Here is a 13,941-nt window from a genome sequence, read left to right on the forward strand (position 1 = left end):
TCTCCTTAGATAAGTTGGGCAAAGGTATAGGGTGCGGTTAAATTGTTATAGCGAATTCTTAGGCGATCACCAAACTGCTGATCGATCGCTTCAACGTTTTGGCTAAATTCCGGCTCTTGCTCCCAGGGAATTAAATAAGCTGCATTGTAAATCATGTCATCCGTCATCGGATCGCTTTCAATCACCTCTTGGGCGCGATGATTCAATTGCTCTCTAAAGACTTGAATAATGTCTTGTTTCCGTTGCAATACAGTAGCTTCAATGAGTTGACCTATATGGATAATTTCTTCCATATTTAAGTTTTTCCCCATCATCGCATCCCGTTCTTGTTTTAACTTAGGATTAGACTCCAAAGCCGCTTGTAATTCCCACTTATTATCCCAAAAAATCTTAATGCTAACCTCTCGTTGTCCTGACAGTTTAGCAAATAATTCTTTCAGTTGGGTTTTATAGGGAGTAATTAGTTGTTCGGTGACGGATTCCCAGGTTTTGATAACTAAGCCAAACCGCAGGGGCAACAACGTTGTAAACCCTGCTTCCATGACAGTTTCTAATACTTTTTCATGGCAAATTAAATAGCGACGGGATGCCAAATACTTCTCTTTATGAGCAGCGGAGTAGAGAAAACTAAAACCATCAATCATCTCACTGTGAACCGGCTCATTATCAATCCCCTGCAAAACCAGTCCGTCAGGAACTGGTTCGGGAAATATGCCATATAAATAAAGACCCACTGTCATCAGTATTCTCCCAAATTAAACCGGCTGAGAAGTTAAAACCAAACGAAGCTTTAGATGAATTAGATCTAGTTGAGCTAAACCCAGATCAACATTTCCTTCCACAACAACTCCTGTATTGAGAAGTCTATCCACTAATTCTAACACAGAAGGCTTAACACCCTCCTCTCCCGGGTAATAACTCCCTGCTTCCGGTAAAAGAGTGCCAAACTCTCCTAGGTGGACATTTAACTCTTCTGGCTCAACCTCAAAAATTTCACACAAATGGAGAACTTGTTCTTGCAATTTTTGGATACTTTCTGCAGCTCTATCTAAATCAGACTCACTGAGAACCCCTTTTTCCATTCGGCGAATGATTTGGGCTTCGAGCAATTGGCGTACCAGTTCCACAACAGTTAACAGTAAAGGGGCTAAACCAGCTTGGCTATTACTTTCTGGAGGGGTCAGCAAGGCTTGATTATCAGAATCGTAAGGTGTGCAAGCAAGGGTCATGGTTGGAGTTGGTAAATGAGGAGTTCTTAAGGGTGAGTCTCTAGTGGGAGGCTTGGCCAAGAAATTTTATCTGAGGGAAAAAACGATGTAATTAAACAATTTCAACCTTCCCCTGCCCTGTGAAGATTCCAGGGACGAATTTCTCCGACAGGAGGAATGTGCTTGATTATTTTAACTGGTATCATGGCCCTCGATTGCCTCCGATTGAGGTAGGAATTTTAAGGCTTGAAGTTCAGCTGCCGGGGTTTCTGTTAATAAGGCTTGGGATTGGCTATAGAGATAGGAGTCGCTTGCCCACCCATTAATTACCATCTCCCTTGCTCTATCAACAGAGGCAATCGTTAACTACTGTAAACTTCTTGACCGTTTGAGGATTCAGTTGAGGAATTTCAATATATACGAGGAATGTGATTGATCGTTGGGACTGCCATCACGTCTCTCCACTACACTCCATTTGGTTAAGGATTTTAAGGTTTGAAGTCGGCGTGAAAGTTCCAGGTTTTCCGCGAATAAAGCTTGGCCTTGGCTAGGGAGGTAGGGATAACCTTGCAAGCTGTTAATCGCAGTTTCCCTGGCCTTATCAAGGGGGGCAATCGTCTCGTGTAAATTTCCTAACCTTTGAGGATTCAGGTGAGGAATTTCACGCATCTGAGGAATGTGCTTCATCGTTCGGACTGGTATCATGGCTCTCCGTTGCACTCAATTGGTTTAAGGATTTTAGGGTTTCAAGCTCAGTTTCCAGGGTTTGGAGTCGGAGCGAAAGTTCCCGATTTTCTGCTAGTAAAGCTTGGGATTGGCTATGGAGGTAGGGGTCTCCTTCCCACCAGTTGATTCCCATTTCCCTGGCTTTATCAACAGAGGCAATTAACAAACGAATGCGGATATTTATAAGTTCAGTGGAGGCGATCGAAACGGAAATATCGCCGGCAATTACAATTCCTTTATCTAAAACTCGTTCGAGTATATCCGCTAAACTCGAACCTTGAGTTGCTGTTTTTAGGGAGTTGCTTGACTGGTTTTTGAGCGAGCCAGCAAAAGTGGAAGAAGTCACGGTTGGTTTCACTCAATAAGAGTATAAAATTAGTCTTTTCGCTGGGGCAAGTTGCCTCGCAGTAAAGATTGAATGGCTTTTAACGATTGATTTCCTGTCGAAGGCTCAGGAGTTGACGCTTGGGCATCGGAAGGCTCCGTTTCCTCTATAAAGGATAAGGATTCTAACGGATTGTCCTCGAGGATTTCCCATAAAATCGCTCTTGACTTATCAACAGATAAATTGGTGCGGGACAACAGAACATCGGCGCATATATCACGGAAGTCCGAGTCAGAGGAATCGGCCGCAATATCGTGAGAGGCGCAGACTTTAGCAATCATTAAACAAGAGCGCAAACCCGACGTTTTTTCAGTCCCAGTTTTCACCCGGAAGGTTTTGACAAGGTTGACAATAAATAAAGCATCTTCTCGACCAATTCCCGTTTTTTGAGCAAGAATTTCTGTCTGAGTTAGTTGGTCTGGTTCAGGCATATTGATAGTTACCAACCGATCCATTAAAGCATCTTGGGTGGCATGAACCCCACAGTATTCTTCTGGGTTGGAGGTGAAAATTGCCCGAAACTGAGAATTGACTTGTAGGTAATCGGGTTGATGGCTAGTGGGGGGCAGGGTGAGAATTTTTTCTTCCAAGGCAGAGAGTAAAACGTTGTTGACCTCAGGCCGAGAACGATTGAACTCATCATAAACTAGGGTAAACCCTTCTCGACAGGCCATTGTTAACCGAGAATCCACCCAATTGTGTTTTAGCTCGTCTTCAACCTTGAGAACGCTGTGGATATAGTTATCCATCAGTTTTTTATGGGTGTAGCCAGACTGGCTACCAATTAAATCGGAACTGGTAAAGTCATCATCGCCAAAGATTAGCATCACAGGTCTGGCTAAACAATTGGCCAGGTGCATTGCCAAGGTGGTTTTTCCCGTTCCTGCCGGACCACATAGATGGATGGAAAAACCAGCGTTTAGATAACGTAAGGCGCGAGTGGCAACTTGATCAATCGAAGGCGTAACAACAAATTGACCGGGGCGGAGGCTGAGGACGGATCTTCTTGTTTGAGTTTCAGTAAATGTCATAGTTGAAGTCTAGTAAATACCATTGATAATTCCCGCCTTGAGCGGACGGGTATTCTTGAGCTAACAATTGCCCGTTCAAATCTACCCTCAATAACCGATTAGGCAAAATCGTCTTCGGCTTTTAAGGCTTACCTCATAATATATAATATCCCAAAAGATCAGGAAGTGTCATCAATTACCTCTAGAACCTTGATTCTGAAGGTGTTTTTAGGATATTCATCAGTCAAGGGGCTAAGGGGCTACAATTCTTGTATAGATTACTTTTCAAGACTTAAACAATGAAAAGCCCAGATACAGTCCTTTTCCCTTACCTCCTTTGTCAATAAAAAACTACTAATCACGACATTAACTATAGACTGAGTGAAGCTTTATCATACTTTTTAGTTTACCAGAGACCTAGAGCGGACTAAATGGGAACCCAACACTCCTAGGTTGAGTCTAGGAACTTAGAAAAGCAGGATCAGCATGGTAGGTTGAAAACCAAAGGCTTATTGTTTTATTCTCAGATAGTCCTCTAGTTTAGCCAGGAAAAGGGACTAGAGGGTTTTTACTCTAGCCCTAGGCTTAAGTGGGTTGGAATTAACCTAGAGGTTTATTTGCCAAAAACGTAGATAGACAAATCTTGACGAAATTGACGCAATTCGTCTTTTAGCTGTTTCGCTTCAGCTAAACGTCGTTCTTGAAATTGACTTAAATCATCCTTCACCTGTTTGGCTCGATCTAGATGAAGTTGGCGTAATTCGTCCTCTAGCTGCTTCGCTGCCGCTAAACGCTGTTCTTGGAATTGACTTAAATCCTCTTTCAGCTGTTTAGCTCGATCTAGATGCTGTTGACGTAAGTCGTTCGCCAACTGTTTCGCTTCAGCTAAACGTTGTTCTTGGAATTGACTTAAATCCTCTTTCAGCTGTTTGGCTCGATCTAGACGCTGTTGCCGTAAGTCGTTGTCTAGCTGTTTCGCTGCCGCTAAACGTTGTTCTTGAAATTGACGTAAATCCTCTTTTTGCTTTTCCGCTTGAGCTAAACGCTGTTTTTGGGTAGCTGTTAAAAACAAGTGGCTTTCCTGTTGAACTTTTTGGAAAGACTGACGCAAGGCAGTTGCCTGTTCTTGCGCTTGTTTTTGTCTTTCAGTTTTAACATCCGACAAAAAAGCTTGGACTTCTTGCGAGAGTTTAGCTACCTCTCCAGCAATCGATAAACGCTCCTGGCGGAACTTTTCGATGAGAGCAGGCATGGGGTTGTCCTCAATTACTAAATACTATGGAATGGATTAGACCCAATCACCCGCTAGGAAAACCTTCACGGGGACTGGGGGAGAGACAGTAGAGTCCGACTTTTCTTATCACCCCAAAGTTGAGATAGTGAACTACCCTATCAATTATAGACTATTGCGCCCCAAGAGAGGGGTAACTAAACTCAATAGGGATTAAAGAAAAGCCGAGAATCTAGAAAACCTGGTCGGGTTTTAACTGAGCAGATAGGATAATCTGGGATCAAGCCTTAAGCAGGAACCGCTGCAGATTGAGTCAGACCAACTGCTTCAGCATATTTGAGGTAGGTTTCAACAGAAGCGATAACTACACGAGCTTCAATTGCTAATAATTCGATTCCGACGAGAGATACGCGAGCCCAAGCATCAATAACGATACCTTTGTCAAGGATACGATCGATAACTTCAGCTAAGCTAGAGGAAGAGTTGGTTTTTTCGACTGCCATGGTAATAGACCTTGTTTGTTAGTTGTATAGAAAGTGTACAGTGCTGATCCCAAAGTTGATATATCGAGCTACCGCATCTCAGGGGCGCGGCTTCCTAGCCCAAGAATGACCTTCTATTCCGAAAAATAGTGAGTCTCACACTCTGGTGATAGGGGGTAAACCTAGCTACAAAGGACAAAATCACGTTTGCCGTGCCAACCTTGTCAATCATAGAACACTACGCCCCAAGAGAGGGGTAACTGGACTCAATAGGGATTTAAAGAAAATCCGAGGATCTGGAAAACCCAGTCGGGTTTTTACTCAGCCGATGGGAGAATCTGGGATCAATCCTTAAGCAGGAACCGCTGCAGATTGAGTCAGACCAACTGCTTCAGCATATTTGAGGTAGGTTTCAACAGAAGCAATAACTACACGAGCTTCAATCGCTAATAATTCGATTCCGACGAGAGATACGCGAGCCCAAGCATCAATAACGATACCTTTGTCAAGGATACGATCGATAACTTCAGCTAAGCTAGAGGAAGAGTTGGTTTTTTCGACTGCCATGGTAATAGACCTTTTTGTTAGTTGTATAGAAAGTGTACAGTGCTGATCCCGAAGTTGATATATCAAACTACCGCATCTCAGGGGCGCGGCTTCCACACCAAAAATGACTTTCTATTCCGAAAAATAGTGATTCTCACACTCTGGTGATAGGGGGTAAACCTAGCTACAAAGGACAAGATCACGTTTACAAAAATAATTTGTAGGGGTCTAGCTTCGTTTTCGCTATCCGTTGCCGTGTCAACTTGATCAGTTATAGACTATTGCGCCCCAAGAGAGGGGTAACTAAACTCAATAGGGATCAAAGAAAAGCTAAGAATTTGTAAACCCCAGCAGGGTGTTCACTGAGATCAATCCTTAAGCAGGAACCGCTGCAGATTGAGTCAGACCAACGGCTTCAGCATATTTGAGGTAGGTTTCAACCGAAGCGATAACTACACGAGCTTCAATTGCTAATAATTCGATTCCGACGAGAGATACGCGAGCCCAGGCATCAATAACGATACCTTTGTCAAGGATACGATCAATAACTTCAGCTAAGCTAGAGGAAGAGTTAGTTTTTTCGACTGCCATGGTAATAGACCTTTTTGTTGTTTTCATAGAAAGTGTACGGTGCTGAAGTCATGGAGGATTCAGAAACTTGTTTGTTTTTTCTGCCTTCATCACTTCGGCATCTGAAGAATAACACCCTTTTTTTGTCGGTGTCAATACCTAATCTCGATTTTTTCGTTAAGAAATGTAGTTAATTCTCAGTTTTGTGATTAATGAATGTAGTCAATTCTCAGAAAAGGCGGGTTAAGGTGGTTGCTGCTCCCCTTTTTTCTAAGCAAAACTTCCCATTGGGAGAGCAGGGCGAGCGCACCTAAAAACAAGACAAATACAAGAACCTTGGGGGGATAACTGGACTTACCCCCCCAAGAAAAATAATCAAACCCTTAGAAACTGTTTGTAAACAAGTATTTAAATCGCCAAAGTCCTTACTTGACAAAGATCCTGAGTTTTTAGTTCATTTGCTCTATAAATCGCCAAAACCTTGACTTGGCGAGCTTTTTACATTAATTTACAAACGGTTTCTTACCCCAAGGTAGTCTTGGCGATTGTTCGACTACCCTTGATACCCTTGACTAGCTATAATCGACTCAGAAGGGTAGCTGGAGCCTGTTTTGATGGACACAGGACAAATAAACTAATAGTAAAAGCCTTGCTTTGCAAGGCTTTTAGGTGCTTAAGGCACAAATGTATTGAAATTTTAGTTTTAATGATCGCTATCTTAGGTGTTATTTGCGGGGACCAGGGGTGGACAGACTTGACAATCTAGCCATCACAATGCGAAGATGTGTGATGGGAAATTCTTGCTTCACAGAAACCTGCTTTTTGAGAGAGTCCCAACCAGTCTTACAGTCTCTCCACAAGCTTAAACTCCTGACTGCCCATCAGCATTTGTTGACAGGATTCTTATTCCTTCTGATCTTGAATTCTTGGCTGCATTCGTGATAGGTCTTGCATTCTGGACTTATTCATCTTTATATCATTTTTCAAAAGTAATGACAGACTTAGTTGATCATTTCAAAGCGCAATCCCTCTCGGAGAAAGGAATTGCACTTTCAGATGTTAGTCACGACTATTGAAAATTGGTATCAGCTATTTCTTCGGGGACTGTAGCCACTATTTTCAGAGATTGCTGTAATGGCGATTGGCTGACGTCCGTTTAGGTGGATTGACTGGCCAGAAATTGTCTTTGATAGTCTAAAAACTCGCCGTGCCATTCCGCAAAACGCCGCTCCCCATCTTTGACTAAAAGTTGGCGGTAGGCTTCCGAGGAAATCCAGGGCTTTGTTGGGCGTTGTTGGGCAGAACGAGCTTGGTATTCAGCCGTTGATTGACGGCATTGGTTGTGATAATTTTGGTGCCATTCCTGATAGCGCCGTTCTCCATCCCGCACGAGGGCTTGGCGATAGGCTTCTGAAGATAGACTCATGGTGTTACTCCTTTTCAAATCCCTTGATGGCTTGGCCAGGATTATAACACAATGGGTGAACTACCGAGCGCCGACCTCTCGTCAAGGTACGATACAGGCCTTTGCCCTCAGGGGCAAGGTTTTTTGGCTCTCTTAGGTTTGGTGGGTAAAATGTATTCTAAGATACAGTCTTGCTGGCGAGCTAGTGGAAAGAACCACAAAGACACAAAGGACACAAAGATTGATCGCTCTTATATAAGTTAAACTTATGTTACAAGGAATAAGAGAGCCATTTTTGGGACTTTGGCGGCCTGATTTGGCAAAGAAATGCCATATTTCTATTAGCACCGTTGTAAAAATCTCTGGAGAGTTGAGTTACTAATATGGTTAAAATTATCAGTCGTCAATCATTGGGAAGAAAACCCGTTTACGATATTGGTGTAAAGAAAGATCATAATTTTTTGCTGGGCAACGGGTTAATTGCCTCCAATTGTTTTAATAAATCTCACTCTACCGCTTATGCTTACGTCACCTATCAAACTGCTTATTTAAAAGCTAATTATCCTGTGGAATATATGACAGCGTTACTAACTGCTAGTAGCGATAATCAGGATAAGGTGGAAAAGTATCGAGAAAACTGTCAGAAAATGAATATCGATGTCGAACCTCCCGACATCAATCGATCGCAAAAACATTTTACCCCGATTGGGCGCAAAATTCTCTTTGGTTTGTCCGCAGTTAGAAATCTGGGCGAAAATGCGATCGAGGCTATTTTAAAAGCGCGGGAAGCAACAGGAGGAAAGTTTACTTCTTTAGGGGATTTTTGCGAGCGCGTTGATTTGCGAGTGATCAACAAAAGAGCTTTAGAAACGCTAATTTATTGTGGTGCTTTTGATAAAATTCAACCGAATCGCCATCAATTAATTGAAGATTTGGAATTAGTAGTTGCTTGGGCGCAAAAACGCACCAAAGAGAAAGAAAGTGGTCAAATGAATATTTTTGATATGCTAGGGGGTAGCGCAGAAAATAAACAAGAGTCCGAGTTTGAACAGTCTCCCAGTGCCACCGCAGTAGAAGATTTTTCCCTACAGGAAAAGTTAAAACTGGAAAAAGAACATTTGGGTTTTTATGTTTCCGAACATCCTTTAAAAGCTTTACAAAGAGCTGCTCAAGTCCTATCTCCCATCAATTTAGCTGACTTAGAAGAACACAAAACCAGAAAAAAAGTCAGTGCCATTGTCCTATTAAATGCCGTCAAGAAAATTATGACCAAAAAAGGGACTCCCATGGCCTTTTTAACCCTAGAAGATGCCTCGGGACAGTCGGAAGCGGTGGTTTTTTCCGATAGCTACGAACGTCTGCAAAAATTATTAGTGGAGGAAGCAACTTTAATGGTGTGGGGAAAAGTGGATCGCCGAGATGATCGGGTACAATTAATTATCGAAGATGCCGAACCGATCGAAACCATTAAAATGGTGATGGTTAATTTATCGCTGCAAGATGTCGTCAACCAAAATCGTCAAAATCTTCTTAAAAGTATTCTGCAATCGGGAGACAAACAAAAGGCAAAAGTTCCCGTTATTGCCACCATCGGTGCGGGAACTCAGCGTCAATTTGTGCGTTTAGGACAAAACTATTGGGTAGAGGATGACAATTCAGTGGTAGAGTCTCTGAAAGTTGCCGGTTTTCTGGCTAATTCCGCACCTCTGATTAATCATTAAATGCTAACTGGCAATCACCCAAGGGCCATGATTGCGCCAATATTGTTTCTGTAAAACCTTTTCGATTTCCGGTTTCGATAATAATTCTTTTTCCACCCACAAAATCAAGATAAATATGGATTTTGATCAACTCTTTGACACTATTGCCACTCTTGTCCTCCATCATTCTCCTAGTGGGATGGAAACGGAAATCGATCGCTTTTTACTAGAACGCTTTCAAGAGTTAGGATTAGAAACATGGCAAGATCAAGCGGGAAATGTCATCGGCAAGATTAGAGGACGGGATTCGACTAAAAAAATTGCTATTACCGGTCATAAAGACGAAATTGGGGCTATTATCAAAGCAATTAATCCCGATGGTACTCTGCAAATTCGCCAACTCAGGGGAGCTTTTCCTTGGATTTACGGAGAGGGAGTGGTGGATATTATCGGTGATAAAGGAACCAGATCGGGGATTCTCTCCTTTGGTTCCCGTCATATTTCCCATCAATCCCCGCAAAAAGTGCAGCAGGAAAACACTCCCGTCACCTGGGAATCCGCATGGATAGAGACGAAATTGACTCCAGAAGAATTAGACGCTTGCGGGGTGCGCGTCGGTAGTCGAGTCGTGGTGGGAAAACACCGAAAACAACCCTTGCGACTAAAAGACTACATTGCCAGTTATACCCTTGATAATAAAGCTTCCGTGGCGATTCTTTTGGCATTAGCGGCCAGAATAATTAACCCTGCGGTGGATATATATCTGGTTGCCTCAGCTAAGGAGGAGGTAGGAGCATTAGGGGCCTTATTTTTTACCGCAAATAACCGCTTAGATGCTTTAATTGCCCTAGAAATCTGTCCCCTCGCTCCTGAATATCCGATTAAGGATGGCAGCAGTCCTGTGTTATTGTCTCAGGATGGTTACGGTATCTATGATGAGCAATTAAATCAAGAATTACGAATTGCGGCCGAAAAGGCGGGAATACCGCTGCAATTAGCCATTATTAGTGGTTTTGGTAGCGATGCCTCCATTGCCATGAAATTCGGTCATATAGCTAAGGCCGCTTGCTTAGGTTTTCCCACCCAAAACACCCACGGTTATGAAATCGCCCATTTAGGAGCCATAGCCAACTGCATTAGCATATTACAAGCTTATTGTCAACTAATTTAGCTATTTTTAGCAAAAAACCAGAGCATCAATAGAATAATAGCGATCGCTAGTCCGATAAAAACAGTATTTTTATGCTGCTCTAACTGCATGGGTGCGGGGGGTTCTTCTTTTTTCTGTTTATTGGTTCCCTTTTTAAATTGCGCTGTGCTATCGGGAAGTTTCTCTAAATCGGGAATCTTCGTCATCCACTCATCTGGGCGTTTGAGACGGGGAGCTTCGATAATATAAAGCAGACGCTTGGCCTGTTCGCGAATTTGATAGATAGGATGGGTAATAAGTTGCCTACAGATTTCACTAGCTTTCTCCCCCTCTCCTAACCCCTGATGGGCAGAAATTAACCAAATTTGAATCTCACCCCCTGCTCGAGATCCTAAGGAAATTAAGGCTAAAGCCGCATTTAATTGCTGGATACTAAGACGATATTGTCCACGCTCAAAGGCACTGATTCCAGCTTGATAAAGGTCTTGAAAAGAAAGATTTTCGGCCACGGAGTCAAGATCGAGATAAATGAAATTTTACATAAGTATAGCAACAGGTAAGAAGCAAAAGGAAACTCTCGGCCATTGAGAATGAGAATCTTGACAAAAATCTGTTAGACTTTCTGCTAAACCTGTTAAAGTTGTACGGCATGAAAGAGAGTAACTCCCTGTCACTAACTATATTAGTGATCGCCACCACAATAATTAGTGTAGTTTTGGGGATTTTATTTGACGAAAAAGCATCTTTATTAGGTATTTTGGCAGTTCCTGCCATGGTTGCTTCTTTTATCCATCCCCGTCTGGGATTATTAGCCCTGCTCATCTATCTTCCCCTGAGTAATACCGTCACTTTTGCCGTAGTGAGAGTTTTTCAGGTAAAGGGCAACTTCATTGGTGAAGAGCCATCCTATGCTCTCTACAAAATCGCCAAGGATGCCTTTTATTTACCAGCTTTAGCGGCAATTTTAATTAAAACCAAAACTTTTAAGCAATTAAGCCCGCAAATCAAGCCTTTTCTCCTCACGGCTTTAATTTTACTTGCCATCAGCTTGATAACTTTTCTTTTTGTCAATCTGCCCCAAGGATCAATTGTTGTGGGAATTGTGGGATTAAAAACCATCCTCGGTTATATTCCCCTGGTTCTCTGTGGCTACTATTTAATCGAGCAAAAACGGGATTTATTCGTGGTTAATCGGCTTTTAATCGTGATGATCTTAGTCTGTTGCAGTTTAGCTCTAATTCAATACTTTTTACTCCTCCAAGGCATCTGTCACAATAGTGAATTCTTCAATCAACTAGAAGTTAGTGCCCCGAAATCCGATACCCAATTTTATCCAGATATTACCGCCAAAGCCAGCTTGAAAGCTCAATGTTTTGTCGGGGGTTCGGTGTTGTATAATCCCGATCGAGGCTTAATTCGTCTCCCCGGCACATTTTCCGATCCTTGGCAATGGGGTTGGTTTTTAGTATCTAGTAGCGTCATCAGTTACGCAGCCAGTTTTAGTGATCCACAAAAAAGATGGCGCGTCGCTGGTTGGGTGGCCATAGTTTTAGTCTTCCTTGCGACTCTGGTTTCTGGACAAAGATTACCTTTTTTGCTAGTACATTTGTTTTACTTGGTTCTTTTTATTGCTACTAGCAAAAATAAGCAAAAGTTACCATTAAAATTGGTAATTGTGGCGATGCTTTCCCTGCTCGCGGTGATGTTAATTCCCTTTATTCGGGAAAGAGGGCTAAATTTTATCGGTCGCTGGCTATATTCGTCTCCCATTGACTTTGTAGGCAATCAAATGCAGTGGGCCTTAAGATATTTACAGCTTTTTGGTTTTGGTTTAGGCACAGCTACCACTGGCGCTCGTCATATAGTGGGGGAAGATGGGATAAGACTAATTGAAACCTACTACGCTAAACTTATCTACGAAATCGGTATCGTCGGTTTTATCACTCTTATGGCACTGGTGACAATTCTCTGTATTCTCACCTTTAAAGCCTATTTAAAAGTAAAAAATCCCGCTTTAAAGCATTGGGGTCTCTGTATCTGGATTTTTATACTTTTTATTAGCTATAATCCCTACTATTATCCTCTCTCCGTCGAGCCTATTTCTGTTTACTATTGGTTATTCGCTGGAATATTGCTAAAACTGCCAGAAATCAGCGATAAATTAGAAGATGAGGCGGGATTTCCCGAAAAAAATGAAGTGGAGAATTAAGAGGATTTTTATCGATAATTACATTATCTCTCGACTGATAGGAGTTAACCGCAATGACAGAAGAAACCATTCCCTATTCCCTCGAATCTGTCCTTAAGGAAATTAAAAATAGTATTCAAAGTGTTGATCGAAAGCTAGACACCTTACAGCAAGATGTTGATCAAAAGCTAGATAATCTCGAAAAAGATTTCGATCAAAAGCTAGAAACCTTACACAAATTGGTGGTGGGTTAATAATTGGGGGTGGGCGAACGCGGTGCGCCCCTACAGATAAACAAAATTGAATTTTTTGATTAATTCGATATTGGTGGTGGGCTAATTATTGGCTCTGGGCGAACGCGGTGCGCCCCTACAGATAAACAAAATTGAATTTTTTGATTAATTCGATATTGGTGGTGGGCTAATTATTGGCTCTGGGCGAACGCGGTTCGCCCCTACTGTTTTATATTCTCGCTTAAAACAACAAATCTAAATATAATTCTTGTGATTGTTGATCGATTGGCAGATAATCTCGATCATTTGTCCAGTTTTTGGGATTGTTAATAATATATTCTCGAACAACTGCTAGATACTTTTCATCTCGAAGAATTGATTCATAATAATTGCGTTGCCAGATAGGAGTATCTGTGTTCTGTCGAAGCAAATTAATTCGTTTAGTAACCGCCGATTTAAACCCCGCAATACATGACGATAAAGAATTCGGTTTCTGCTGTAGGGGCGCATCGCGTGCGCCCAAACTCTGATCGTCGCCAGAATAATCATTAATTATAACAATTCCATGAAAATGATTGGGCATAATAACCCATTCATCCAATTTAAAATTAGGTCGAATTTTGCAGGTTTTTAGCCATTCATCAGCGACAATTTTTCCTAATTGATTAAGGTATATTTGCCCATTTTTGATTTCTCCAAACCAGGATTGTTTTTGGTAGGTACAAATAGTGACAAAATATGCTCCGGGTTGGGAATAATCATAATTTCTGAGGCGAATAGAACGACGATGATGTTTTTCAGGATCAAAGGTCATATATATTCCCGCAATACTAACAAAACCTCTTATCAATTCCCATCATAAGCGATCGCAATTCACACCGACGTATTTTTCCTGAAACCCCCAAAAAACCCAACCCCCCCAAAACCCGTAGGGGCGCACCGCGTGCGCCCAACCCCCACCAAAAAACCCCAAAAAACCCAACCCCCCCAAAACCCGTAGGGGCGCACCGCGTGCGCCCAACCCCCACCAAAAAACCCCAAAAAACCCAACCCCCCAAAACCCGTAGGGGCGCACCGCGTGCGCCCAACCCCCACCAAAAACCCCCA

The 13,941-nt window shown here is 42.3% G+C and carries 18 protein-coding genes; 4 read left to right on the forward strand and 14 right to left on the reverse strand.

Annotation, left to right across the window (positions count from 1 at the left end):
• Window positions 1-5 precede the first annotated feature (5 nt).
• The 11 genes from gvpF to IM507_RS09815 all read right to left on the reverse strand — a co-directional run bounded on the left by gvpF (window position 6) and on the right by IM507_RS09815 (window position 7,584).
• Window positions 6-740 (reverse strand): gas vesicle protein GvpF, encoded by a 735-nt coding sequence (gene gvpF, locus IM507_RS09765; RefSeq protein WP_002737267.1) that lies wholly within the window; start codon window positions 738-740, stop codon window positions 6-8.
• 15 nt (window positions 741-755) lie between these two features.
• Window positions 756-1,229, reverse strand: coding sequence for a gas vesicle protein K (locus tag IM507_RS09770; RefSeq protein ID WP_002737325.1), 474 nt, complete (start codon window positions 1,227-1,229; stop codon window positions 756-758).
• A 171-nt stretch (window positions 1,230-1,400) separates the two neighbouring features.
• Complete coding sequence (locus IM507_RS09775; protein ID WP_002737019.1) at window positions 1,401-1,541, reverse strand: hypothetical protein; 141 nt, start codon at window positions 1,539-1,541, stop codon at window positions 1,401-1,403.
• 63 nt (window positions 1,542-1,604) lie between these two features.
• Complete coding sequence (locus tag IM507_RS09780) at window positions 1,605-1,913, reverse strand: hypothetical protein (protein WP_002773813.1); 309 nt, start codon at window positions 1,911-1,913, stop codon at window positions 1,605-1,607.
• Entirely contained in the window at window positions 1,870-2,280 is a 411-nt protein-coding gene (locus IM507_RS09785; RefSeq protein WP_002738199.1) for a gas vesicle protein, read from the reverse strand. The genes IM507_RS09780 and IM507_RS09785 overlap by 44 nt, the downstream gene beginning before the upstream one ends.
• A 29-nt stretch (window positions 2,281-2,309) precedes the next feature.
• Window positions 2,310-3,350, reverse strand: coding sequence for a gas vesicle protein GvpN (gvpN, locus tag IM507_RS09790; RefSeq protein ID WP_069475168.1), 1,041 nt, complete (start codon window positions 3,348-3,350; stop codon window positions 2,310-2,312).
• Window positions 3,351-3,942: 592 nt separating this feature from the next.
• Entirely contained in the window at window positions 3,943-4,581 is a 639-nt protein-coding gene (gvpC, locus tag IM507_RS09795; protein ID WP_002736872.1) for a gas vesicle protein GvpC, read from the reverse strand.
• Window positions 4,582-4,847: 266 nt separating this feature from the next.
• Window positions 4,848-5,063, reverse strand: coding sequence for a gas vesicle structural protein GvpA (gene gvpA / locus IM507_RS09800; RefSeq protein ID WP_002735503.1), 216 nt, complete (start codon window positions 5,061-5,063; stop codon window positions 4,848-4,850).
• A 330-nt stretch (window positions 5,064-5,393) separates the two neighbouring features.
• A complete protein-coding gene (gene gvpA, locus IM507_RS09805; RefSeq protein ID WP_002735503.1) occupies window positions 5,394-5,609 on the reverse strand; it encodes a gas vesicle structural protein GvpA in 216 nt (71 codons plus the stop codon).
• Between the two features lie 354 nt (window positions 5,610-5,963).
• Window positions 5,964-6,206: a gas vesicle structural protein GvpA gene (gvpA, locus tag IM507_RS09810; RefSeq protein ID WP_425311603.1), complete on the reverse strand. Its 243-nt coding sequence runs from the start codon at window positions 6,204-6,206 to the stop codon at window positions 5,964-5,966.
• 1,108 nt (window positions 6,207-7,314) lie between these two features.
• The gene (locus IM507_RS09815) at window positions 7,315-7,584 is read right to left on the reverse strand and encodes a hypothetical protein (RefSeq protein WP_002736360.1); all 270 of its coding nucleotides are present in this window, start codon (window positions 7,582-7,584) and stop codon (window positions 7,315-7,317) included.
• Window positions 7,585-7,946: 362 nt separating this feature from the next.
• On the opposite strand from IM507_RS09815, the gene IM507_RS09820 reads away from it, so the two are divergent.
• On the forward strand, window positions 7,947-9,284 hold the full coding sequence (locus IM507_RS09820; RefSeq protein ID WP_149108132.1) for a helix-hairpin-helix domain-containing protein: 1,338 nt from the start codon (window positions 7,947-7,949) through the stop codon (window positions 9,282-9,284).
• 115 nt (window positions 9,285-9,399) lie between these two features.
• On the forward strand, window positions 9,400-10,434 hold the full coding sequence (locus IM507_RS09825) for a M42 family metallopeptidase (protein WP_287636942.1): 1,035 nt from the start codon (window positions 9,400-9,402) through the stop codon (window positions 10,432-10,434).
• Here the strand turns inward: IM507_RS09825 and IM507_RS09830 are convergent.
• Window positions 10,431-10,922 (reverse strand): hypothetical protein, encoded by a 492-nt coding sequence (locus tag IM507_RS09830; RefSeq protein WP_002737371.1) that lies wholly within the window; start codon window positions 10,920-10,922, stop codon window positions 10,431-10,433. The two genes, IM507_RS09825 and IM507_RS09830, sit on opposite strands and share 4 nt — an antisense overlap.
• A gap of 140 nt (window positions 10,923-11,062) precedes the next feature.
• Between IM507_RS09830 and IM507_RS09835 the strand changes: the two genes are divergently transcribed.
• Entirely contained in the window at window positions 11,063-12,622 is a 1,560-nt protein-coding gene (locus IM507_RS09835; protein ID WP_190538182.1) for a hypothetical protein, read from the forward strand.
• A gap of 53 nt (window positions 12,623-12,675) precedes the next feature.
• The gene (locus IM507_RS09840) at window positions 12,676-12,855 is read left to right on the forward strand and encodes a hypothetical protein (protein WP_002736780.1); all 180 of its coding nucleotides are present in this window, start codon (window positions 12,676-12,678) and stop codon (window positions 12,853-12,855) included.
• A gap of 220 nt (window positions 12,856-13,075) precedes the next feature.
• On the opposite strand, the gene IM507_RS09845 is transcribed toward IM507_RS09840, so the two are convergent.
• Window positions 13,076-13,648, reverse strand: coding sequence for a transposase (locus tag IM507_RS09845; RefSeq protein ID WP_002736202.1), 573 nt, complete (start codon window positions 13,646-13,648; stop codon window positions 13,076-13,078).
• A gap of 42 nt (window positions 13,649-13,690) precedes the next feature.
• A partial coding sequence (locus IM507_RS09850; RefSeq protein ID WP_287636944.1) for a hypothetical protein occupies window positions 13,691-13,941 on the reverse strand: 251 nt, incomplete at its 5' end.

This window comes from Microcystis sp. M20BS1 (assembly GCF_020245305.1).
Taxonomy (GTDB): Bacteria; Cyanobacteriota; Cyanobacteriia; order Cyanobacteriales; family Microcystaceae; genus Microcystis; species Microcystis ichthyoblabe_A.